This window comes from Microcoleus sp. Pol7_A1 (assembly GCF_036701085.1).
GTDB classification, from domain to species: domain Bacteria; phylum Cyanobacteriota; class Cyanobacteriia; order Cyanobacteriales; family Microcoleaceae; genus Microcoleus; species Microcoleus asticus.
Window position 1 is genome coordinate 36708 of record NZ_JAUBQD010000033.1, and the last position, 21822, is coordinate 58529.

Genomic DNA, 21822 nt, shown 5'->3' on the forward strand with positions numbered 1-21822 from the left:
CTTTATCCATTGTGGCCCGGGCGTCCCGCCTGTGCCGCATCTGCGGTTTCCAAACCCAACCGATTTTTCAAATAATTAGTCATCCAACTAACACTCGCCCTCGATCGCGAAATCCCCCCTTTCAACAAAATCCCACCCTCCCAATCAGGATTAGAAATCGACCAATCAACCTGCTGCAAAAGGCTCAAACGTTCCTCCAAACTCTCAGGAAAAACCGACAGCAAAGCGGCCCCAACTTCCCCCAAACACTCAAGCACAACACTGTGACAGTGTACGCAATCCCGGCGCATTTCCCCCGCCGCAACTTGCTTGTGCAGAACTAATTGCCAATCTGGAATAAAACTGCTAACCGCATTCCAATAACTAACCGCCAGTTGTATTTTTTGAGCAAGTTCTTCCTCTTTCTGTTCTTTTTTGGTGCGAGAACCAGAGGGTTTTGCCTGTTCGCTGCCGTGAATATTAGACAGCAAAGCCATGATAGCACGATCGATCGCACTCAGCGTAAACAATTTGTGCGATCGCCCGTTCAAACTCCCCCTCTCCATCTCAGTCAAACACCGGAAAACCTCAACCTGCTTAACAACAGCCTTGACCACAAAAGCGCGATCGTCCCGGTGGTTGTAAAGTAGACTGAGTGACGCCTCCAAAGGAACTTGAAAACCGTTCAAATCAGCAAACATCTGCTGCGATTTTTCCAACCCAATATCGAGAAACAAAATCAGCGCCACCGTCTCATATCCCAACTGCGGATTTTCCCTCAAAGCCATCTCAAAAGCCGCGCGCCGATGCTGTCCGTCATTAATAGTAAACTTAGCATCCATCGGCACTCGCAAGCGACCGATTTTCCGTTCTTCGGCCTCATTTCCCACTGCTTCAAAAGTAATATCCGCATCAATCGAAGCAGCAATTGCCCCACAAGTATAATTTGTAGGATTCTTAACAAAATACTCAGCAATTTCGGGAATCCTAGCTTTGTTAAGCGCGCGTTTCGCCCGCATAGACGGCGGCAAATCTTCAGATTCAAAGGGAAACAATTTCGGCAAAAAACGCACCGGACACATCGACACGTAATATTCGCGGCCCGCTTGAATGCCCCGAATTACCGGCAAAATGTATTCAAAAGAAGGAGTAGACATATTTTAGAATGGGGCATTGGGAATGGGGCATGGGGAATGGGGAATGGGGCATGGGGGATGGGGCATGGGGCATGGGGCATGGGGTAGAAAAATTAGGCATTAATAGCTATTGACTTTTTGCAATTTTTATGAAATACAGGTGGTCTAGTAGGGCATAACTTAAGTATTTCACAAGGTTTTTTTAAAAACAAGTGTTGACATAAACTTTAATATATGATATTTTTTGAAAAAATAGCCTAATTATATAAAAACCGCCGATGAACACCAACCCAGCGGATGACCTCGCTAGCAAAATTTTAGAGAAAGAAAATAGCGACAGACAGGAAATCGCACTTTTATTAGATAATTATTTAGGAAAGGACGATCGCATTTTCGTACAAAAAACCCAGATGGGAAACAGCGAAGCATACATCGGTTCAGTCACCCTAGAATGGTTAGACTCTCGCGTCCGTTTCGCCTCACAAATGCCGCTTTTCCGCCAAAAATTCGACCTCCAAACGAACAACATCGTCCGCGACGACGAAACCATTGACGAAATTATCCAGCGTCCCTTAGATTGGTCGCGGCAAGCCACCCTAACTCAATATTTAGCAGCCCGAAAATCGCACAAATTCCCCGCAGTTTTAGTAGTCGTCAGTCCCCCGTGGGTAGATAATCCTTTAGCCGAGGAATGGGATAAAAATGGCGTAGCAACCAAATCCGCGACTGAATTTACATCCTTTGATAAAAACGAGAACTTAGGGCTTTTGAATGTCTCTCAAAAAGTCTCAATTTTTGCCTTAGACGGCCAGCATCGGCTGATGGGAGTTCAAGGTTTAATGAGTTTAATTAAAACCGGAATCCTGCAAAGATACAACAAAAATAAAAAACCTGTCGGCGCTGCAATTACTCTGGAAGATTTAGCAGAAGAGTATCAAATCGACCCCGAAACAGTGTATAAATTAGCTCACGAAAAAATCGGGATTGAGTTTATCCCGGCTGCGGTAGCGGGGGAAACGCGACAGCAAGCACAACGGCGCGTGCGATCGATCTTTGTGCACGTTAACCTAATGGCGGTAACGCTGAGTCAGGGCCAGCTAGCATTATTGAACGAGGACAACGGATTTGCGATCGCGGCCCGAAAAATTGCCGTCACCCATCCCTTATTAAAAGAACAAGATGACAGAAATCCCCGCGTCAATTGGGACAGCGCCACAGTCGCAGCTAAATCAACTGTCTTAACCACATTGCAAGCGCTACAAGATATGTCCGAACGGTATTTAGAATACAAATTCCCTCATTGGAAGCCGGAACGAAAAGGTTTAATCCCCATGCGTCCCGAAGATGAAGAACTAAAAGAGGGAATTGAAGAGTTTAAAAAATTGTTCGATCATTTAGCAACTTTACCCAGCTATCAAAGAATTGAAAGCGGCGAAGAAACGACTGAATTGCGCCGATTTAGTTTTGAAAAGCCAGGGGGCGAGGGAAATATTTTGTTCCGTCCAGTCGGTCAAATTGCTTTAGCTAATGCTTTGGGAATTCTAGTATTTAGAAAGAAACTTTCCCTGAAATCTATTTTCGACAAACTCCGCAGGTACGATGTCGATGAAGGATTTAGCCACATGGACAATCCTGAGTCTGCCTGGTACGGGATTTTGTACGATCCGAACAAAAAGCGAGTGCTAGTTTCTGGAAAGGATTTAGCGACGAAGTTAATTGTATATTTGGTGGGGGGAATTCAGGACGATATGGATCGAGCTCATTTGCGGCAAGCGGTGGCCGAAGCGAGGACTTTTGAGGATAAAGCTATTAGTTTTAATGGCAGGTTTGTGCAGCCGCAAGAGGTAGGATTGCCGCCAGTGCTTAGCTAAGTTTTTATGCTGATAGCTGCTGCAATCAGGGATTGAAATTTAGGAGTATTTTAAAGCGCGATCCCTAAATTTTGATCCTAGTTAACGTTATTTCTTGATTATGATTGTTGCTGATTGCGGAAGCTATCGATAATCTCATTGATTTCTTCAACGGCGACCGTTTCTTGGTCAGATTTGGCATAGATGATGAGCAAGATGAAACAAGTGGTTGATGTGACTTGATAAATAATGCGATAGCCTCCACTTTTTCCTTTACTGAGGTCGCTGTTTTTGGCTCTTACTTTGAATACGGTGTAGCCCGTACCGGAAATGCGATCGCCTGGATATTCGCCTGCTTGCAACTGCTGTAGGAGAGGTTGCAAGTCGGTTTGAATTTGGCGATAGCGTTTGGCGAGGGTTCGGAGTTGGCGCTTGAATTGATCTGCAAACAGAACCTGGATGCTGGGTGCTTCAGACATCAATACCATCCCAAAGTTCTGCGATCGGGTGAACTTTGCCGTCTTCTACTTCCTGAAGCGCAATTCGGAGGCTGTTGAGGATATCTTCTTTAGATAGCTCGTCTTCGTCTTCTTGAAATAGTTGACCCAGGGATTGCAAAATCAGGGTTTCGATCGGCAAGTTGAGTTGGCTAGCTTTCTGAAGAAGCTGCTGTTCTAAGTGATCGGGGATGGTGAGGGTAATTTGCATGGGGTTTGCCTCTGGCTTTTAATAGTATAGATTAATTCTCACAATCTGGCTTCGTTTAACAAAATAAGTTCGGCTCCTACAGGCAAATGATCGGACTCGGTTGCCTCCAACACCGAACTCGATTTAGCACCCCAATGCTTTGAATACCAAATATAATCAATCCGGAAAACCGGATAATTTAATTTCCAATTCGACCTTTTTACCAAGAACTTAAGTTCCCAACCGTGAGGCCAGGTAAAACCCAACCCCCATCCCGATTTTCGGAAAGCATCTTGCATGACTTTCTGCACCCTGTCATAATCTTGAGTTTCGTCTGTCATATTAAAATCCCCCGCGACAATTACTGGCCGAGTTTCTCGCTCAACTCGCTGCACTAAATCTTTAATTTCAGGCGATCGTTTGTCATATTTGTAAACTGGAATTTTGATAAAACCAAATTTTTTAGACATCTTCAACCACGGCCCGGTAGCTTGCATATTATAAATCACTACTTCTTGTCCGTTAAATTTAATAATTGCCCGCTGCTGCGTTTCTGGATGGCCGGCTAAATGCAGTATTTCGCTGGATACAATTGGATATTTACTGAGAATTCCTGCAGGGGGAGTGCCAATTTGATAGGGGTAGTCTGCTTTTAACCAGGTGAAAGCTCTTTCGGTATGTTTCCTAACGATTTCTTGTAAAAAGATAATATCGGGTTTTTGCTGCTGAATCAGTTTAAATAAAGTAGGTGACTGAGTTTTATGCCAACTGAGGTTATGGGATAAAACTTTGATGCTGGGCTGCGAGTCTGTGATGTTGATGGGTGCGGGAGAAAAGTATTTGACGTGCAGCCAACTTATTAGGAGAAGGCAGGCGATCGCCGAAATAATAGTGAACCATCTTTTTTTGATAATTGACAAGCCGATGATAGGAAGCAGGAAAGTTGGGAATAAAATTAAGGGGCTAAAAGTGCTAATTAAGGCAATAATCCACAGTCTATCCCCAAAAATTAGTTTGAGAAGGAAATAGCAGATAATAAATGCTGAGTAACTGTAAGCGAGAAATTTTGCAGCTTGCTTTAAGCCTCTCTGGATTATATCTTTTGGTTTATGCTTCATTGGGAACCTATTAAAATAAGAACTTGCTTAAATCGAATTCTTCATTTGACCGATGTTGATTGTCTCTTTCAGAAATCAAAACTAACAAAAGGCGATCGGTATAATCCGCCGCACCCCGCAACTCTTCTCGCAAAATTTCCAGTCCACCATTAGCATATTCTTCAAAAATTTGCAAGCGTTCTGCTTCCAATTGTTCGTCAAGATGGGAGAGAATTTGAGGATTTTTGGTTTCGGCGATCGCAATTAATTTAATCGCCATATCGTAACCCCTGGATACAAAGATATCAACATCTATCGCCCCTGGTTCTCGTTTAGAAATTTCCCCCAAAGGCGAGCGTTTTTTCCGCTGCTTTCCCAAGGATGCGGCGAAAGCGATGACATCGGCGTAAGTCTGGAAAGGGCCCGTGTTGTTATCCGATAAAGTTAATGATTTGACTAACTCCGCTTTATCTTTAGCAATTCTAATTTTGTTAGCAGCCATTGCCATAATATCTAGTTTCTAACTATAATACATCTCGCAAATATCCAACAGTCCGCGCAGGCGGACTTCCTTTGTGTAGCGCCGGCTTTCAACCGGACGCACTTCACAAAGTCCGCAACAACATAATTTTTTGTGCAAAACCTCCTCTTGCTTGCCGCCGCTTCATTTGTTCCGCCAAAAGTCGATCGCCCGAAATGCCAAAACTCGCCATCACCGCATCTATTACCTCATACAAATCCGCCAATTCCGCCACCAAATCTTCCTCATCAGCCTCCGCCGCTTCCCCCGCTTCCTCAATCAATTTCAGCCGCAAAGCTTGACGGTATTCTGCATCCGGCAAAATTACAACCTCGCATTCATTCCCGCTTTGGCGAATAATTTCAGGAATGCGATCGCGCACCAACTTATGATACTCTTTTTCCACGTCAAACTCCTTTCAACCTTGACTAAAAGTTTGAATCAACCACCGATTAATTTCCCCATCATCTTGGGTTTGACTCCGGTTCAAAGCTTCCTCAACTAACCGGATTTCCAGCCCCGGTAAAACCCGCGACTCTTGAATTCTCCCGCTACCTCCGCCATTAATCGCAAACGCAAAAACCTCCCGCGTGTTTGCACGTTCAACCCAATATTCACTAATTCCTGCATTTTCGTAAAGCAACCGCTTACTGCCTAAATCATCGTTAAAAGAAGATGCCCCAATTTCTATTACCAAATTAGGCGGATCGTATTCATCCAAATCAACAGGTGAATTGCTGTCATTAGGAGGAACTCTCAAATCTGAACCGATGTAGTAAGCTAAATCCGGTTGAAACTCGCGAATACCTGCTTTCCTAAAACTGCCATTAGCAAATTGAACTACTCGGATATTTCTCAATGTAGCAAACAGAATAACTACATACGGGATGATTGAATTATGACGCGCGTGCAATGGCCCTACTGGTGACATTTCCACCCTCATGTGTTCTTCATAGTAATAAAACTTGCCCTTTTCCCATGCTGAGTCCTCAGCAAAATTTAGAAACTCTTCCCATGTAGCCTTCACCCAAATATCCATTTCCAAAGCTTGCGTAATTGCCGAATTAGAAGTCATACTCCACCTCTACAATTTCTGTATATTCAAATTCATTCGGACTGCGCTTAACTAAAGGATAGCGCGTCCCGCCAAGTTCGATCGCATCTTCTTCGCAATCAGCTTTCGGAGAATTGTACACCAGCACGTATTCCCTGCCTATAGAACTTTCCATCTCTTGAGCAACTTCTCCGCGCCACTGAGTTTTTGTCACCAAAACTACCAATTGATTCGCCAACTTTGGCAGCTTATTCGCGATTTGCTTGCGATAAATCTCGTCCAAACTGCCAAAGGGAGAATCCATCACAATTGGAAACGTACTGCTATCCGGGCCCATCAAAGTATTTTTTTGACTCCACTCCCGCACGCCGTCAATAATTCCGCCGATAAACGACAAACTGAGGATTTGATTTTCTCCTGTAGAAGCGGCAACCAAAGATTCTTTTCCCGACGTATTTTCTACTAGCGTTAGTTCATATTTATCACTCAACTTTGGGATATAAGGAGTAAATGAAATTTGACTAAAAATATCTTGCACCCGCTTTTCTAACTGAGAACAAAACTGTTTTTCTAAGCGCGAGCGCACTTCAGTGAGGCGATCGATCGCATCCTGAGTCGCAGCAATCCGGCGCTGGGCTAATACTTGCCTTTGCTCATTCAGTTGCTGCTTGTCGATTTGCTTGTCCAGATTGGCGATTGACACCTTCAAACTCTCAATTTGCTGCTGGTTAGAGCCTGTTTCCCGGTGCAAATCGCCAATTTTTGCCTCAATTTCATCCAACCGCTTTTGCAAGCGGCTGACATCGCCGTCAGGAAAATTTCGCAGCTTGCTGTGAATATCGTCTAGCTGATTTTCCACCCGAGAAAGTTCGGTTCTGTCACGGCTAATATTGCCTTGCTGTCGGTCAATTTCCTCCCAAAAATCAGCCACTTGTCGCTCAATTTCCTTTACCCGATCGCTAATACGAATAGTTGTTTCTTCCACATCGCCAACACCCGCCTTATCCATCCAACCGCTAACCTGTTGGCGAGATTCAGAACCCTCTACTAATTCCGCACCGCAGATACACCGCTGCTGCGCTAATAACTCTTCCAAAAACGGTCGCTGAATCCCCGAAAGCAAATCGCCTTTTTCCCGCAAACCTTCAATAATTACTTCAAATTCAGCCGCCGCATCTGACAAAAATACCGCGTAACCGCGCACAGAAATTGCTCGCTTTAGAGCATCTGTAGCCTGTACAATTTGTTGCTTAAATAAATTTTTCTGCATTTGCAATTCGTCTCGTAACTTTTGTAAATCCGCAGCACCGCTAAGTTCCAACAAATTACCATTAACTACTTTCTTTAACTCCCCTTGGTTCGCCAATTCCCGCTCTATTTCTACTTGTCTGCTCGAAAGTTGCTCAGCTTCTTGCTCAATTTTTTTCTTGTCTTTTAAAAGTTTCTTCGTTTCAGCATTCCCAATTATATTTAAATCAGTCTCAAGAGATTTTTTCGCTTCTATTAAATGCCGGATCGATCGATTCAACACTTCCACCCCCAGCAACTCCTTAGTAGCTTCAGCAATTTCTGCTTTCTTGTCGTGGCGGACAATTTGCTCGATTCGCTCCCCATCAAAAAAGAAATATTTATGTAAACTTTCCGGCAAAATCCGCCCGATAATATCATCGGGATGCTGATCCGGCTTCAGCCAGAGCCCGTTATCTTTTGCTACATTCAGGAACAATTCAGCCTTGCCATGTTCTACAGTGTTTTCACTTTTATAAGCACGACAAATGCGTCTTGCTTGGTAGCGCGTGCTGTCGTGTTCAAACACAATTTCCGCCCAACAACCTACGGCTTTTCCCATTTCTGCCTCAGCCAGAGCGCGCTTGTTTACTAATTGTTCTTCCGCCGCAAAAGCCGCGCTAAATTTTCCGTAAAGTACCCACGTAAAGGCATTCATCAAGGCAGTTTTTCCAGCGCCATTATTGCCGTGAATTACTGTAATGTTTTGCCCCCCCCAAGCTAGTTTTATTTCGGGACTTTTGCCGTAAAATTGACGAAAGTTGCACAGAGTAATTGAGATTAACTTCATACAATTGCTTCCTTAATAATTTTTAAAATGTCATCGTTAATGTGGCGGGGAGCTCTCATGTACAACTTATCTTTTTCAATTTCCAATACCCGCTCAATAATTTGTCTGACTTCGGGCGGCGCGCTAGTAATTGGTTGCTGTACGTCGCTGAATTCCTGGTGAGTTTGATAAGCAGAACGCTTTTCTGCTAAAATGCTTGTCGGTACGGCTGCGATCGCACTATCTTCATATCTAAATGCCATAATCAGATTTTCATTCAGATTTTCCGTCATATTGTTTTTGCAAATATTAAAATATACAGGGCCTAGGCTCATGGGCGAGAAACCCGGTTTCTACGAGTTTTGCGAACAGTCACGAGAAATCTACAAAGAAACCTGGTTTCTGAAGTCTGGGTGCGATCGCGAACTAAACTAGCAACTAAAACTGCTATCAAATAATTCTATATTCTCAAACATAAACCGAACCTTAATAAATGTCAAATATCTAATAGCCCGTACCGTCTCTGAATTTGCAGCAATTTCACCCTAGCTTCTCCAGCATTGTCGGCTAAATCTGCAAATTCCAAGAACCGCTTCAATTCTTTTCGCAGCAAATTGCGCTCGACTTCTAAGGTTTCTCTGCCCAAATCTGGAGGCAAAACTATCATGTCAAATAAAGTTGCCCTTTCCTTCCCCGGATGTGGCCGCAAAATGCGTCCCCGGCGCTGAATAAACTGGCGCGGATTGCTGCTGCTTGCTAAAATTACAGCATTGCGAATTGCCGGGATATCAACGCCTTCATCCAAACAGCGAATCGCGACTAAACCTTGCAATTCTCCACTCTCAAATTGCTGACGCAATCGTTCTCTTTCTGCTAAAGGAGTTGCCGCAGTATAAGTGTTAACTCGGTAGCCTAATTCTGAACCCAATAACTTCGCGGTTTCTGTTAGTTGGCGGTTGTTATTTCGGCGCGCACCTCCTTCGATCGCACCGTCGCCGCAGTAAAATAAAGTGTGGGCTGTATCGAGACGGTGAATCATTAATTCTCGCAAAGCTACTAATTTATTAGCCGCAGCTCCAATCAACCGGGATCGCTGCATTAATAAAGTTGTTAAAGCATCGTTTTCTTCTACTTTTTCATCGCCCCAAAGCGCCCAGCCAATTTTTTGAGTTAAGCGAGAATACTTGCGGGTTTCGGCTTCTGTCAATTCTACTAAAATTGGATAGTATAAATAATGTACTAATGCTTTTTGGCGGATGGCGTCGGCTAAGGTGAGTTCCGGCTGCAAAACAGGACCGAAATAATCTAAAATAGCTTCGGTTCCCTGTTCGTCGAAATGCCTTTCTGGGGTGGCGGAAAGGGCGAGTCGCAGTCCAATATTGCGAGGCAAACTTTCTCCTAAACGGGGCGCGCCTAAATTGTGAACTTCGTCTCCAATAATCAGGGTTTTTTCTGGGAAATAGCGCAGTTGCGATTGCAAGCTATCGGACATTAATGTGGCGTTAGTGGTGATGATTGTGAGAAATAGCCTATCGCCCGTTAGCGAAGCCCTCGAAGAGGATCGCACTTCATACAAACCCGCAGCCAGCTTATTTTGCCAACTGCGGGCGCTATCAAAAGCCAAAATAGGTTTTAAACCAAATTTCTCCGATTCGCGCGCCCACTGATTCACCAGGTGGCAGTAAGGGCAAATTACGAGCAGGACTTGCAGGTTAATTTTGTTGTATAATTCAGTGGCGATCGCCAGCGCAGTAATCGTCTTGCCGCTACCCGTCGCCATCTTCAGCGTACCGCGTCCCTGATTCGCAAACCAATTAGCAACCGCCACTCGCTGATACTGTCGCAATTGCAGCGATGGCGGCATTTTCGGAAACCCAAATTGCGAATTATTAGCCGTTGAGCGATTCACCTTTAAATGCCGTTAGATGCAATATTCCCTATACTCAACTTTAACTCACAGGCGATCGAAACTTAACAGCCCAAACAAATCATCCGCCGACAGTTGCAAATCCGACAGCACATCCAGAACTGGTAAAATATCTTCATTCTCCTTAATCTCAGGTTCTTGCTGCGGTTTAAAAACAATTACCAATTCTTCTTCCGGGTCAATCATCCAACCCAATTTAGTGTGATTTTTGAGGCAAAACAGAATCTTATTAATTACGCGACTTGAACTTTGCTCTGGCGATAAAATCTCAATTGTCCAATCCGGAGCAATTTCAAACCTATTTTCAATTTTTCCCAGAGAATTCAGAGGAATCCGCGGCCACTCGAACACTGCTATATCTGGAACAATAGAACGTCCCCCAAAAGTACAGCGCAGTTCGGGAAAAGCATAAGCTAATTTCTGCGGCTTGCCAACTCGATTAATAACAGATGGAAACTCGAATTGTAACGTGCTGTGTTTTCCTTGCGGCATATCTTTTTGATAAATTTTACCGTCAACATACTCGCTAGCAGGCTTAGTCTCTGGCAATAGCAGAAACTCTTCCAGAGAAATCTTTGACGGAGACTGAATTGACGTTACCATAAGCCATTAACCCCTCAACAACTCAACTCCCGTCTTAAAAATTCATATCGCTGTCAGTTTCCCAATCAGCACAACTCTCCGATTCCACACCAGTAGGGTGCATCGCACAAACCAACAAATTGCCCCCGTAAACTTGACCGTGATAGTTGCGACAACCGCGACAAGCCGGCTGCTGCGTCGGCGAAGGGTCTACATAAGTCACCATCGACAAATCTATCTCATCAAACTCAGGGTCGAAGTCGCGGCAAATTTCAATTATCGGTTCGATAAATTCATTAAATAAACCGTCAAATTCATTGAAATAACCGTCAATGTCATTAATCAGATTACTTTGTACTTGTTCAGTAAAATCTTCCGACATCTTTGCCAAAACGTCCAGCATTTCGACAAACTCTTCGCCCATTTCGCTGAAAAAATGCTCTACTTCAGAAACAGCATTTTCCATTACTCCAAAAAAATCTTTAGACCAATCTTCCATGAATTTGACAGCTTGCTATTACAAAATATTTTACAGACAGGTGCAGCCAGCCTCATGCGAAGCGATCGCACCTACTTTCAATTCTATTACCTATTGCCTGATATCCGTCCACATCTGACAGGGGAGATATTCAAAAAGGGAACTCAAGAGTATTATCCTGAGTTCCCTTCCTGCTTTGCTGAGCGAGTTTTTTCCTGCTTAATCCCGCTTCAGCCGCCGCAATTCCTCTTGTAAATTCTGCACCTGTTCGCGGAGCTTGTCTACGCCGCCTGTCTCTTTAGCATCTTTTACCGAGACATCTTCTTCCTCAGAAACAATTTCAATCCGCCGAGGTTCAGCCGGTTTTTTGTCGCCAGCCGATTCTACGGGGGGCTGCTGCTGAGCCTGTTGCACCATATCGTCAACAAAGCGACGGGCTTCTTCCGTTGACATCTCACCCCGCTTCACCAATTCGTCTGCCAGCTTTTGGGCTTCAGTGCGTAATTCAGTTAACTTGCTGCCAGCTTTTTCACCAGCGTAGGAAGCTAGCCCGACACCAAGGTACACTGCTTTTTGTAAAATATCTCCAAAACCAGGCATAGGAGCTACACATCATAAAACTGGGTGAACCGGAGACCACGCCTATTACAAGCATCCCGTGTTGCTGCTACCTTCCGGTCCTGACAAGATTTGGGCGTTGGAATCGCGTGGGTCCAGTTCATTTATCAGTATAACACAGTTATTTATTCTTCAACCACGCACCAGTGATAAATTTCATAAATAACGCAACCGTTCTTCACCAGCGGGTCTTCAGCGACGATCGCCTTCGCCTCATCCATCGAACCCGCCTCAAACAGCAACATACCGCCGCCCCGCCGCGCCCAGTAGCCAGTTTTCGCTCGGTGTCCTTTAGAAATCAACTCTCGGACATAAGCTCTGTGAGCTGGCACGTATTGGTCAAAGACAGGCTTTTCGACAATTCCTTGCTCAATTTTGACAAACCAAGGCATTTTTATTTGGGATTTTAGATTTTATATTTTAGATTGGGAATGGGCGATCGCCAATGGGATCTAGGGCAAATGCTCTATATTCCATTTTGCACTATCCTTTCTTAACTGCGATGTTATCCGATGAACCAGTCAAAACAGCGATTTTTTATTGCCCTAGTGCCGCCTCCCGATATTGAACAGCACATTACTGAGATTCAACAATATTTTGCGGAACATTACAACAGCCGCGGTGCTTTGAATTCGCCGCCGCACATTACGCTGCAACCTCCTTTTCACTCGTTAGCGGAGGATGTTCCCAAATTAGAGGAAAGTTTGAACCAGTTTTCTGTAAACCGGCGGCCCATTCCCGTTACTCTATCCGGTTTTGCTGCTTTCGCGCCCCGCGTCATTTACGCTGATGTTGTCAAATCACCCGAATTGCTGGAGATTCACAAAGATTTGATGAGTTATATCGAGGCAACTTTGGGAATAGTCGATCGAGTTTCTCAGACTCGCCCATTTGTACCGCACATGACAGTGGCTTTTCGCGATTTAACTAAGGAGAATTTTCAAACGGCTTGGTTAGAATTTGCAGGGCGATCGCTCCACTTTGAGTTTACCGCTTCGGCGTTAACTTTACTGCTTCACGACGGCAGCCGGTGGAACATCAGCAACCAATTTCCCCTTGCAGCCGAGCCTCCAACAATCCTAAATCCATCCTAAACACTCTCCCTTCTCTTTCTGCTCTTTCTTTGCGTCTTCGCGGTTCGTTTTCCCCAAAAAATATTATTAGCAAATCCTGATAAATATCATTGACTCACTACAAACCAGTTTAAAATTAAAGGCATTCGCAGCTTACCGATTAATCTTATTAGGAGTTGCAAGTGCCACAGTTCCGTAAACCGAAATTCCCGACTCTTCTAATATTTTAATTGCCGACTTAACCGTAGTACCGCTAGTGTAAATATCATCAACTAACAGCACGCCAGCGCGCGGGAGCCGGCGACGAAAATCTTTCCCCAAACTTAAAGCATTTTTCATTTCCGCTTGTCGCTGCTGTGGCGTCAGAGCGAATAAAGCCTGAGTATTTTTCACCCGCTCCAAACCGTGCCGCTGCAAAGGCAAACCAGTCAGCTAGCAAAAACTTTCAGCCAAAAGTTCCGCCTGGTTAAAACCGCGATCCTTGAGCTTTTCTTGATGCAGGGGAATCGGTACAACTGTTAAATTTTCTATAGCTAATTCGGGAAAACTCAGCCAAGCTTCTGCCAGCCAGCCGCCTAGAGGTTTGGCTAATTGCGGATTGCCGTCATATTTCAAAGCTGCGATCGCCCGTTTGAGAGCCCCGCCGTACTCACCCCACACAAAAACACGCTGTTCTGAATGCCAAAATCGACCCGGATCGCTTAACTGACATAGCTGAAGTTGCTTGTGACAGTACGGACAAAACTCTCCGGCGGCCGGTCGCTGACAAAGAGGACAGTTAGACTTAAGAAAAAGATTGAGAAAAGATTTGACTAATCCCGTCCATTTTCGCTTGTTCATCCTAAAATTGTCGTAAGTGATTAATGGGAAAAACTTTCAACTTCAATCAGTTTCCACCGACAGGCTCGCAGCGTGAAAAACCTCTACTGGTTAGACAAAATTCAACCTTCAGACCGAGATGCAGTGGGAGAAAAAGCATTTTACTTGAGCTGTTTGCTCCAGAAAAATCATCCTGTTGTACCGGGTTTTGTCGTGCCGGCTACCACATTCTGGCAGTTTTTAGAGTCGATCAACTGGCTAGAACCGCTGTTTGCTGACTGGCCACACTCTTCCCTGCACTTGAATGTAGATGAACCCAGACAACTGCAATCGATCGCCCGCAGCATCCGCCACCAAATCCTCGCCGGCAAACTGCCAGATTCACTGCTCTCCACCCTAGAGTCTGCTGTTTCTCAACTCAACTCACAGTCAAACTTAAACTCCACAGCCTTAATTTTTCGCCCTTCCCTGACTTCCTGGAACCCGAAAACAGTCGGCATTCTGGAATCTCAGGCAGTACGGGCAGAACCCGAAGCCATTGGGGCCGGACTCAAACGAGCTTGGGCAGAAATGTTCAGAGCCCGAAGTCTATTTTACTGGCAGCGGTGCGGCCTGCGGGTACAGCAAATCAATCCCGCAGTTTTGGTGCAGCCACTTCAAGAAGCGATCGCCGCGGGCGAGGTGAAAACAAAGGCGGGCGCACAGTGGGAAATCCAAGCCACCAGCGGTTTGGGATTGTCCCTCGCCAGGGGAGAAACCATCCCCGATTACTATCAAGTGCAGCCAGAAACAACGGCGGTTAAATTCCAGCGGATCGGTTACAAAACATTAGCCTACAATCTCAAAGTCGGCGATGGTGAACCGAAAAAAAAACTGCTGCTGGGCAAGTTTGCTGCTTTCCCAATTCCCGATTCTCCATTTATAATTCCTGATTTTGCTGATTGTTGCGTGCAAGTTTCAGCGCTGGGAGAGGAAGCACAAACTGAATACGTTTTAGAGGAATCGCAACTGCAAGAAATCATTGAATTGAGCAAAAAAGCGATCGCAGAATTTGACTCGGATTTAATTTTGGAGTGGACGCTAAACCAGACAGCAAACAGCAGCGAACCGCAGTTTTATTTCACTCAAGTTCGTCTTGTGAAAGGGGAAAAAGTCGCGCCGGTAGAGGAAAATTCGATCGCCCTCCCGCAGCCAAACTCGATCGCCCCAGCCCGAACTCCTGCCATACTCAGAGGTGTGGCAGCAGCATCAGGAAAAGCCGAAGCAATTGCCCAAGTTATGACTAATTCCCACCCAGAAAACGCGGAATTCTTAGCCGGAGGCATTTTAGTAGCCAGGACAATCGAGCCGAATTGGCTGCCTTGGCTGAAAGTTGCTGCTGGGGTGGTTGCGGAACAAGGAGGCATGACAGGCCACGGCGCCATTTTAGCGAGAGAATTGGGGATTCCCGCCGTTGTGGGAGTGGTCGGGGCCACTCGGGCGATCGCCTCGGGCGATTCCGTGTTGGTAGACGGCGATAGCGGAGAAGTTTTTGCCCTCGCCCAACCGGATGCGATCGAGATAGCAGACAGCCGCCGACTTCTGGACAGAGCAACAAATGCAGATACATACAGTACAGCAGCCAAAATGTCAATAGCAAACCACCAATCTTCAACCTCAGATCGATCGTCCAATTCCGGGCATAAATCTCGACAATCTGAGTCTGCCGAATATGTTTGGGGCCCACCAACGGCGACTCAACTGCTAGTTAATGTCAGCCAAACAAGTTCGATCGACCGCCTCAAAAATCTGCCAATAGACGGCATCGGATTGCTGCGATCGGAATTAATGGCATTGGAAGCTTTGGACTGTCAAAACCCGAAACTTTGGTTGCAAAACGGGCGCAAATCGGAATTTGTCGATCGCATGGCGGATTGCCTCAGTTTATTTGCTGCTGCCGTTTCGCCGCGGCCGATATTTTATCGCTCTCTCGATTTGCGCGAGTCTGGCGCGCACGGCAGTTTCAGTTATACCTTTGAACCGGAGTTATTTGATTGGGAACTGTGCGTACTTCAAAAACTCTGCGAGTCAGGCTATACGAATGTTAATTTAATTTTGCCTTTCGTGCGCTCGGTTGAGGAGTTTATCTACTGTCGCCAGCGCTTAGAAACTATTTGGAAAAACCGCTCAGCAGAATTTCAACTGTGGATTATGGCGGAAGTTCCTTCAGTGTTATTTCTATTGCCAGATTACGTAAAAGCAGGAGTTCAAGGAATTTCCATCGGCACCAACGATTTAACCCAATTGCTGTTAGGCATTCACCGGAACTCCGAACAGGTAGCAGGTGCTTTCAACGGGCGCGATCGAGCAGTGATGAGGGCGATCGAACAATTAATCAAACAGGCCCGGGCCGCCGGTATTCCTTGCTCTATCTGCGGCGACACTCCAGCTTTGTATCCCGATACAGTTGAATCCTTCGTGCGGTGGGGGATTTCGTCTATTTCGGTCAATGCCGAGGCTGTAGAACAAACTTGCAGGGCGATCGTCCGCGCCGAACAGCGCCTGCTGCTAGAAGCCGCTCGATCAATAATTAACAATTAACCAGTCCCGGATGCACTATACCTCAGAAATCCGGTTTCTACTCTAAATCATACCTTTGGCAAGCAGCCACCCGCTCAGAAATCGGGTTTCTAGACAACCCGTGCATCCAGGACTATTAACAACTACAGAAACCAGGTTTTAAATTAGATATAGCAACCGCCCAGACGGTGAGGACATTTTTAATTGGTGAAACCCTTGCTTTTATTGCTTCTTCCTTCTTCCTTCTTCCTTCTTCCATCGGACTGACATCCGTTACATCCGTTACATTCGTTACAGAATCCGTTGCCGAACTTCTTCCTTGTTTTTCCTTCCGCTATCACAAGATCTGATTTTAAAGCTAGGATAGAAATATAACCAACACTTGACCTGGAGGTACAAACAGTGAAATCAAAAATTATTGCAACAGTAGCAATACTTGCCGCCCTGGGCTTTCTTCATCCCCATCCAGCATTATCTCAACCTGCAACTGACGGTGGCACAAAACCCGGATTCTGGCAACCTCAAGCGCAGGTTGACAATACTCGCAACATTACCCTGAGACTGTTAAATGAAACGGGATTAAACCTAGAATACGGTCAATCAGGTGCCAGCTTGTCATCCTTGCCCGTCGGAGCCAGCAAAAACATCATTGTTCGCATCAGCAATCGCACCGGCGACATTGCTAATATTCCGATTAATGCCACAGGAGGAACCACAACTTTAAAATACGACTATAACGTTGACTCGCAGCAAAACATTGTGACGATTCGCATCACCAGATCGGATAGCCGCACTAGGCAAGACCGATCAGTTTATATTGATGAAAAAGGCCGAGTTTACTCTTTCTAAAACTGACGCCGATCGACCCGGTTTCTCCTAATAAATCTTGGTTTTAGCAGCGAGGTATCCGGGAAGAAATCATGTGTCTAGACTCCCGTGCGTAAATTCTGTCTTTCTCAAAAAGCATGAATCAAGTGATCCCATAAAGAATCGATGTTTTTGGGCAGCGGATTTGACATGGCATCCCCAAAATCAACTGCTGGTAGCAATTCGGCGCTACTTGCGCACTTGCGCATCAGGTGGGTTCCGAGAGGATGTCAACCGCTGCATGGCGGACTAATATCCGTCGTTTCTCTTGATACCTGCGCCTCGATTTCCCTCTTCTTTGGGTTTAGCTTTATTCACTCGCAAGGGGCGCCCCATCCACTCTGCACCGTCTAATGCGGCAATTGCAGCGTCTTCTTGGGCATCCTCCATCATCTCAACAAATGCAAAACCGCGCATCCGACCAGTTTCCCTGTCGGTAGGCAAAACAACTCGCTTGACAGTACCGTACTCTGCAAATACTGCTTTCAGGTCTTCTTCGGTGGCGCGGTAAGACAGATTTCCAATATAGATAGTCATGTCGATCGAACTGAACTTGTTGTGCTATACATAATAACCGGTTAATTTAACTCTTAAGTGCTATCTAGCATACGACTCGGCTATCGAATCTGACTAAAAGGGTTTGCCACATTCACAAACCCTTTGTACTGGCTGCAATAGTTAGCTCGATCAAAAACAAGCTCTCACTCACCGTTCGAGTGAGTGATGAGATGAATTTTGAGGCGGTGAGGAATCCCACCTCGGAACAATATTTGATTTTAATCAGATGAGTGATTGGTGGGCGACGAATCGCCAAGTATATTCGGAAATAAAGGAACTAACAAAGTATAATATATGAGGTTAGTCCCCGCCACGATCGTTGCTCTAGCGGTTCTCAACTTTCGCGAGGTACTTGCCAGTTAATTACCAATTCCCCACTTCTTCCATTCTTTAATCTAAAATCTAAATTTGTACCTCACTCACTTGAGAATTGCTATACACATTTGTACAGCCCTTTGAGGAAACCTACTTGACATCTCCCCTGCCCTTCTATAGACGGCAGATGTCACCTTCAATCCTTTGGGAAAATAGGAAATTGGAAATTGGAAATGGGGAATTGAGAAAATTTTATCCCCATCTCCTTAATCCCCAGTTGAGGATATTACTTTTCTCAATTAAACTACAGATTTGAGATTTAAAGCCGCTTTGTTAAGTGTTTGAGTGCCAACTCGACTTTGGGTGATACCGCTGGCTGTTTCCGCTGCTCCTTTATTCAGAACATTCATCGCATCTACCACTTGCTCAATAGCGATCGCCTGCTGTTTGGTATTCAAATAAATTTGCTGACTGCTGACAACAACACTGTTAATTGCAGTAGCAACATTGTTAAAAGTCTCCGCCGTACCTTCAGTCAACTTCAGGCTCTTATCTAAAGTTTTATTACCCTCATCTGTTACAATCACTGTCTTATTAATCGCATTCTGAATATCGTTTACCAAATCATTAATCTGAGCCGCCGATTTCTTGCTTTGATCTGCCAGTCTGCGAATTTCCCTCGCCACCACCCCAAACCCCTTTCCTTGTTCTCCGGCGCGTACTGCTTCCACTGTAGCGTTAATTGCCAGCATATTAGTTTGATTAGCCAAATCGCTCACTAAATTAGTAATATTAGCAATCTGATTGGTTTGCTGGCTCAAATGTAAAACTTGCTCGGCTATCCCTCCAACTTTTTCGGTCAAAGTCAACATTCCCTGCTGGGTTTTCTGCACTACTTTACTGCCTTCTGCTGCCATGTTTAAGACATGACTGGCATTCTCAAGGGCTGATTCGGCTTGCATAGCTGATTGCCTTGATGATGCGCCCAATTCATCCATTGTGCTAGTTGTTTGATTAACAGAAGCAGCTTGTTGTACAGCAATACGTTCCTGTTGCTCTATGCTAGCAGCGATCTCGGTGGAAGAACTGACAATCATATTAATAATACCTTTCAAGGCCTTATCTAAAGGTTTGGCGATCGCTATACTTAAAGCTATTCCTAAAATAATCGCTGTTAGCGGTCCAACCGTCATCCCCAAGAATACAGCTACTTGAGTCTTACTGATATCATTTTCTGCACTTTTATAAGCGTCATCTGCTTGTTTCTTGTTAGACTCAACAAGTGCTAAAATTGATTTTTCCGAAGCGATAAATTTAACGCGAGTTACCTTAGCTTGCTGAATAAGTTGATCCAAAATGTTACTAGCTGTGTTTGCTGTTGCGATTTCTGGCGAATTACTTTTACCCTGCTTAATTAGTTTTAGCTGCAAAGCCACAGGATTAAAAATTCCCACTTTTTCAAATTCTTGATTAATTCGCAGGAGTTCTCGATCTTCTTGCTTCCAATCCTCCCAATACTTAAGCATTTGTTGATATAGTGCATCTTCCTCTGAGGTACGTGGAGTGGTTTCGTATGCTTTAAACGCATCTTGAATCTGCTGCCAAGCCTTGTCCATTCTGTTTAAGGCATCTTGCCTTTCTGTTTGACTGAGTGCCGGATTAATTAGCGCTCTCTCGGATGACTCAATTTGGGTGTGTCCCTCGTTAATTTTCAATAAATATTCAATACTCGGTAAGTTATTTTTACCAATACTATCTATGTGTTGACTGAGATTAGATGTTGAGTTCCATCCTACCCAGGCAACTAAAAATACTAAAAGTCCCATAATCATAAACGCACCGATCAGTCTGGTTTGTAAATTCATTTTTCTCAACATAATATTTTTGCTTCTTTCTACTAGAGCGATCCTCGCTGGAGTCACGAACACATATTGTATAGTATAGTCTTTCTCATGTAGATGAATTGCCAGTCAAAAAGGAGACGTACTCCAATTAATTTTCAATCGCCCTATAAAAAGGGCGGGGTGCAGTTTCCTTTTTGACAATTTCTGTAGACACCCAACTAGCCAATGAGCTATACTTAAGTCAAGGAGTTGAGTGTAAAAATGTTGGTATTGGAAGCAAAACTGGAAGGAACGAAAGAGCAGTACAAAAAGCTGAATGAAGCTATTGGCACTGGTCGTTGTCTTCGGAACAGTTGCCTGAGATACTGGATGGACAACAAGGACATTGGTAAATACGAGTGAAGTGCATATTGCGCTGTACTGGCAAGCCAACTTGAGTTTGCTAAAAACCTCAATTCTATAGTACGTCAAGCTAGCGCTGAAAGAGCATGGTCTGGCATTTCTCACTTTTATGAAAACGGCAAGAAGAACCAACCAGAGAAAAAGAGGTATCCTCGGTTCAAAAAATAACAAATACATGGTTCTGTTTAGTCCGAAACCAGTGGATTAAAGCTTTCCGAAGAGCGGTAATATATCACTTTATGTGACGGTTTTCAAGGGAAAACCTTCAAAATGTGGGGAACCAGCGATTTGCATTTCTATCAATAGAAGCAGATTAAGCGTGTCCGCGTTGTGCGTCGTGCAGACGCATACTACGCTCAATTTTGTCTTGACCAAGAACGCTTGGAGAAACGTGAACCAACTGCCCATAATGTCGGTATTGATGTGGGAGTGAATCACTTCTACACCGATTCCGACGGGTAAATAGTAGCCAATCCGCGTCATCTTCGTCAACCTGAAAAGTCTTTGAGGCGACTTCAACGTCGTATGTCTAAGACCAAAAAATGTTCCCCAAATAGAGCTAATTTTAGAAACAAACTGGCTCTAAAACACCTCAAGGTAAGTCGCCGTTTCGTTAAAAATTTGCTATTAAAACGGCAAGGTGCGTAGTCATTTCCAACGACATAGTGGCTGATGAGGACTTGAAGGTGTGAAATGAAATATGGTGAAAAATCGACATCTTTCTAAATCCATTGCTGACGCATTGTGGACTCAGTTCTGTAGTTGGGTTGAGTATTTTGGGAAAGTGTTCGGCTTTGTAACAGTTCCTGTACCACCCCACGACACTTCACAAAATTGCTCGAATTTTGGGGATGTCGTCAAAAAGTCTTTAAGCAGCAGAACACATACTTGCTACCATTGTGGACACACTCAAGACAGAGATGGGCACGCTGCACGAAACTTTTTAGAAAAAGCATTAAGTCCGGTGGGTTACATCGGAATTAACGCTTAGGCGTGAGACTGACCAATACTTGGGTGAGGAAACTTTTTTCAGCAAGTCAACTCGTAGAAACAGGAAGCCCAAAGAGCGCTCTTTGGAATCCCCCGCTATATTCGATATCCCGAATTAGCGGTGGGAGGTTGTCAATGCTTTTCCTTAGTCGATCGAGATTGACTGAGGCCCCGTGCTTTTACCGTTGGTGGTTTCGGCTGGGGGAGTAGTGTAGGAAGTTGAACCGGCTTGCTCGTCGATCCAACTTTTAACGGGCTCTTCGTAAAGGTTGAGTCGAAGCAGGCCAGAAAAAAATCCGCCTGTGAAGGCGATCGGCTGTTCGATCAATTCTTTCGCCATTGGGATGAGTTCGTCGAGGAACATTCAAGAGTCTCCTTGTGCTGCTGGGGTTCTACCTTAACTTTACCGTT

Annotated in this window: 24 protein-coding genes, 1 other RNA gene and 1 pseudogene; 6 read left to right on the top strand and 20 right to left on the bottom strand. The window is 44.8% G+C overall.

From position 1 onward, the window contains the following. Positions 1-2: 2 nt before the first annotated feature. Positions 3-1136, bottom strand: a complete 1134-nt coding sequence (gene dndB, locus QUA20_RS18690; RefSeq protein WP_333190580.1) for a DNA sulfur modification protein DndB — start codon at positions 1134-1136, stop codon at positions 3-5. Between the two features lie 257 nt (positions 1137-1393). On the opposite strand from dndB, the gene QUA20_RS18695 reads away from it, so the two are divergent. Beyond that, positions 1394-2986, top strand: a complete 1593-nt coding sequence (locus QUA20_RS18695) for a DGQHR domain-containing protein (RefSeq protein ID WP_333190581.1) — start codon at positions 1394-1396, stop codon at positions 2984-2986. 98 nt (positions 2987-3084) lie between these two features. Here QUA20_RS18695 and QUA20_RS18700 read toward each other — a convergent pair whose 3' ends face one another. The 14 genes from QUA20_RS18700 to QUA20_RS18765 form a co-directional block, all read right to left on the bottom strand. After that, entirely contained in the window at positions 3085-3444 is a 360-nt protein-coding gene (locus QUA20_RS18700) for a type II toxin-antitoxin system RelE/ParE family toxin (RefSeq protein WP_333190582.1), read from the bottom strand. Next, on the bottom strand, positions 3437-3673 hold the full coding sequence (locus QUA20_RS18705) for a hypothetical protein (RefSeq protein WP_242723690.1): 237 nt from the start codon (positions 3671-3673) through the stop codon (positions 3437-3439). The genes QUA20_RS18700 and QUA20_RS18705 overlap by 8 nt, the downstream gene beginning before the upstream one ends. A 38-nt stretch (positions 3674-3711) precedes the next feature. Continuing rightward, a complete protein-coding gene (locus tag QUA20_RS18710) occupies positions 3712-4770 on the bottom strand; it encodes an endonuclease/exonuclease/phosphatase family protein (protein WP_333190583.1) in 1059 nt (352 codons plus the stop codon). 10 nt (positions 4771-4780) lie between these two features. Continuing rightward, positions 4781-5251, bottom strand: a complete 471-nt coding sequence (locus QUA20_RS18715) for a DNA phosphorothioation-associated protein 4 (RefSeq protein WP_190742092.1) — start codon at positions 5249-5251, stop codon at positions 4781-4783. Positions 5252-5354: 103 nt separating this feature from the next. Beyond that, entirely contained in the window at positions 5355-5675 is a 321-nt protein-coding gene (locus QUA20_RS18720; protein WP_333190584.1) for a nucleoside triphosphate pyrophosphohydrolase, read from the bottom strand. A gap of 12 nt (positions 5676-5687) precedes the next feature. Then, positions 5688-6344, bottom strand: coding sequence for a Uma2 family endonuclease (locus tag QUA20_RS18725; RefSeq protein WP_333190585.1), 657 nt, complete (start codon positions 6342-6344; stop codon positions 5688-5690). Beyond that, positions 6334-8400: an AAA family ATPase gene (locus tag QUA20_RS18730; RefSeq protein WP_333190586.1), complete on the bottom strand. Its 2067-nt coding sequence runs from the start codon at positions 8398-8400 to the stop codon at positions 6334-6336. The genes QUA20_RS18725 and QUA20_RS18730 overlap by 11 nt, the downstream gene beginning before the upstream one ends. Next, on the bottom strand, positions 8397-8672 hold the full coding sequence (locus QUA20_RS18735; protein ID WP_172193115.1) for a hypothetical protein: 276 nt from the start codon (positions 8670-8672) through the stop codon (positions 8397-8399). Before QUA20_RS18735 ends, QUA20_RS18730 begins: the two co-directional genes overlap by 4 nt. A 203-nt stretch (positions 8673-8875) precedes the next feature. Continuing rightward, positions 8876-10243 carry a DNA phosphorothioation system restriction enzyme gene (locus tag QUA20_RS18740; protein ID WP_333190609.1) on the bottom strand — a complete coding sequence of 456 codons (1368 nt, stop codon included), beginning with the start codon at positions 10241-10243 and terminating at the stop codon, positions 8876-8878. A 90-nt stretch (positions 10244-10333) separates the two neighbouring features. Next, on the bottom strand, positions 10334-10909 hold the full coding sequence (locus QUA20_RS18745) for a Uma2 family endonuclease (RefSeq protein WP_333190587.1): 576 nt from the start codon (positions 10907-10909) through the stop codon (positions 10334-10336). Positions 10910-10943: 34 nt separating this feature from the next. Then, complete coding sequence (locus QUA20_RS18750; RefSeq protein WP_333190588.1) at positions 10944-11387, bottom strand: hypothetical protein; 444 nt, start codon at positions 11385-11387, stop codon at positions 10944-10946. Positions 11388-11585: 198 nt separating this feature from the next. Then, on the bottom strand, positions 11586-11966 hold the full coding sequence (locus QUA20_RS18755) for a phasin family protein (protein WP_172191785.1): 381 nt from the start codon (positions 11964-11966) through the stop codon (positions 11586-11588). A gap of 23 nt (positions 11967-11989) precedes the next feature. Beyond that, positions 11990-12086, bottom strand: an RNA gene (ffs, locus tag QUA20_RS18760) — signal recognition particle sRNA small type. Between the two features lie 23 nt (positions 12087-12109). After that, positions 12110-12376 (bottom strand): YciI family protein, encoded by a 267-nt coding sequence (locus tag QUA20_RS18765; RefSeq protein ID WP_015179070.1) that lies wholly within the window; start codon positions 12374-12376, stop codon positions 12110-12112. 120 nt (positions 12377-12496) lie between these two features. On the opposite strand from QUA20_RS18765, the gene QUA20_RS18770 reads away from it, so the two are divergent. Further along, complete coding sequence (locus QUA20_RS18770) at positions 12497-13078, top strand: 2'-5' RNA ligase family protein (RefSeq protein ID WP_333190589.1); 582 nt, start codon at positions 12497-12499, stop codon at positions 13076-13078. Between the two features lie 132 nt (positions 13079-13210). On the opposite strand, the pseudogene QUA20_RS18775 reads toward QUA20_RS18770, so the two are convergent. After that, positions 13211-13897: pseudogene (locus QUA20_RS18775) on the bottom strand (ComF family protein). Between the two features lie 72 nt (positions 13898-13969). Here QUA20_RS18775 and QUA20_RS18780 point away from each other — a divergent pair. Then, complete coding sequence (locus tag QUA20_RS18780) at positions 13970-16456, top strand: putative PEP-binding protein (protein ID WP_333190590.1); 2487 nt, start codon at positions 13970-13972, stop codon at positions 16454-16456. A gap of 179 nt (positions 16457-16635) precedes the next feature. Here QUA20_RS18780 and QUA20_RS18785 read toward each other — a convergent pair whose 3' ends face one another. Next, positions 16636-16776 (bottom strand): hypothetical protein, encoded by a 141-nt coding sequence (locus QUA20_RS18785; RefSeq protein ID WP_333190591.1) that lies wholly within the window; start codon positions 16774-16776, stop codon positions 16636-16638. A 61-nt stretch (positions 16777-16837) separates the two neighbouring features. Here QUA20_RS18785 and QUA20_RS18790 point away from each other — a divergent pair, with 61 nt between their 5' ends. Then, positions 16838-17284 carry a hypothetical protein gene (locus QUA20_RS18790; RefSeq protein ID WP_333190592.1) on the top strand — a complete coding sequence of 149 codons (447 nt, stop codon included), beginning with the start codon at positions 16838-16840 and terminating at the stop codon, positions 17282-17284. Between the two features lie 267 nt (positions 17285-17551). Here the strand turns inward: QUA20_RS18790 and QUA20_RS18795 are convergent, their stop codons facing one another. Both QUA20_RS18795 and QUA20_RS18800 read right to left on the bottom strand, forming a co-directional pair. Further along, complete coding sequence (locus tag QUA20_RS18795; protein WP_172191775.1) at positions 17552-17839, bottom strand: RNA recognition motif domain-containing protein; 288 nt, start codon at positions 17837-17839, stop codon at positions 17552-17554. 635 nt (positions 17840-18474) lie between these two features. Next, on the bottom strand, positions 18475-20040 hold the full coding sequence (locus tag QUA20_RS18800) for a methyl-accepting chemotaxis protein (RefSeq protein WP_333190594.1): 1566 nt from the start codon (positions 20038-20040) through the stop codon (positions 18475-18477). A gap of 711 nt (positions 20041-20751) precedes the next feature. Between QUA20_RS18800 and QUA20_RS18805 the strand changes: the two genes are divergently transcribed. Beyond that, the gene (locus tag QUA20_RS18805; protein ID WP_333190595.1) at positions 20752-20883 is read left to right on the top strand and encodes a hypothetical protein; all 132 of its coding nucleotides are present in this window, start codon (positions 20752-20754) and stop codon (positions 20881-20883) included. Positions 20884-21121: 238 nt separating this feature from the next. Then, positions 21122-21412 carry a transposase gene (locus tag QUA20_RS18810; RefSeq protein WP_333190596.1) on the top strand — a complete coding sequence of 97 codons (291 nt, stop codon included), beginning with the start codon at positions 21122-21124 and terminating at the stop codon, positions 21410-21412. 144 nt (positions 21413-21556) lie between these two features. Here the strand turns inward: QUA20_RS18810 and QUA20_RS18815 are convergent, their stop codons facing one another. Then, on the bottom strand, positions 21557-21775 hold the full coding sequence (locus tag QUA20_RS18815) for a hypothetical protein (protein WP_172191773.1): 219 nt from the start codon (positions 21773-21775) through the stop codon (positions 21557-21559). Positions 21776-21822 lie beyond the last annotated feature (47 nt).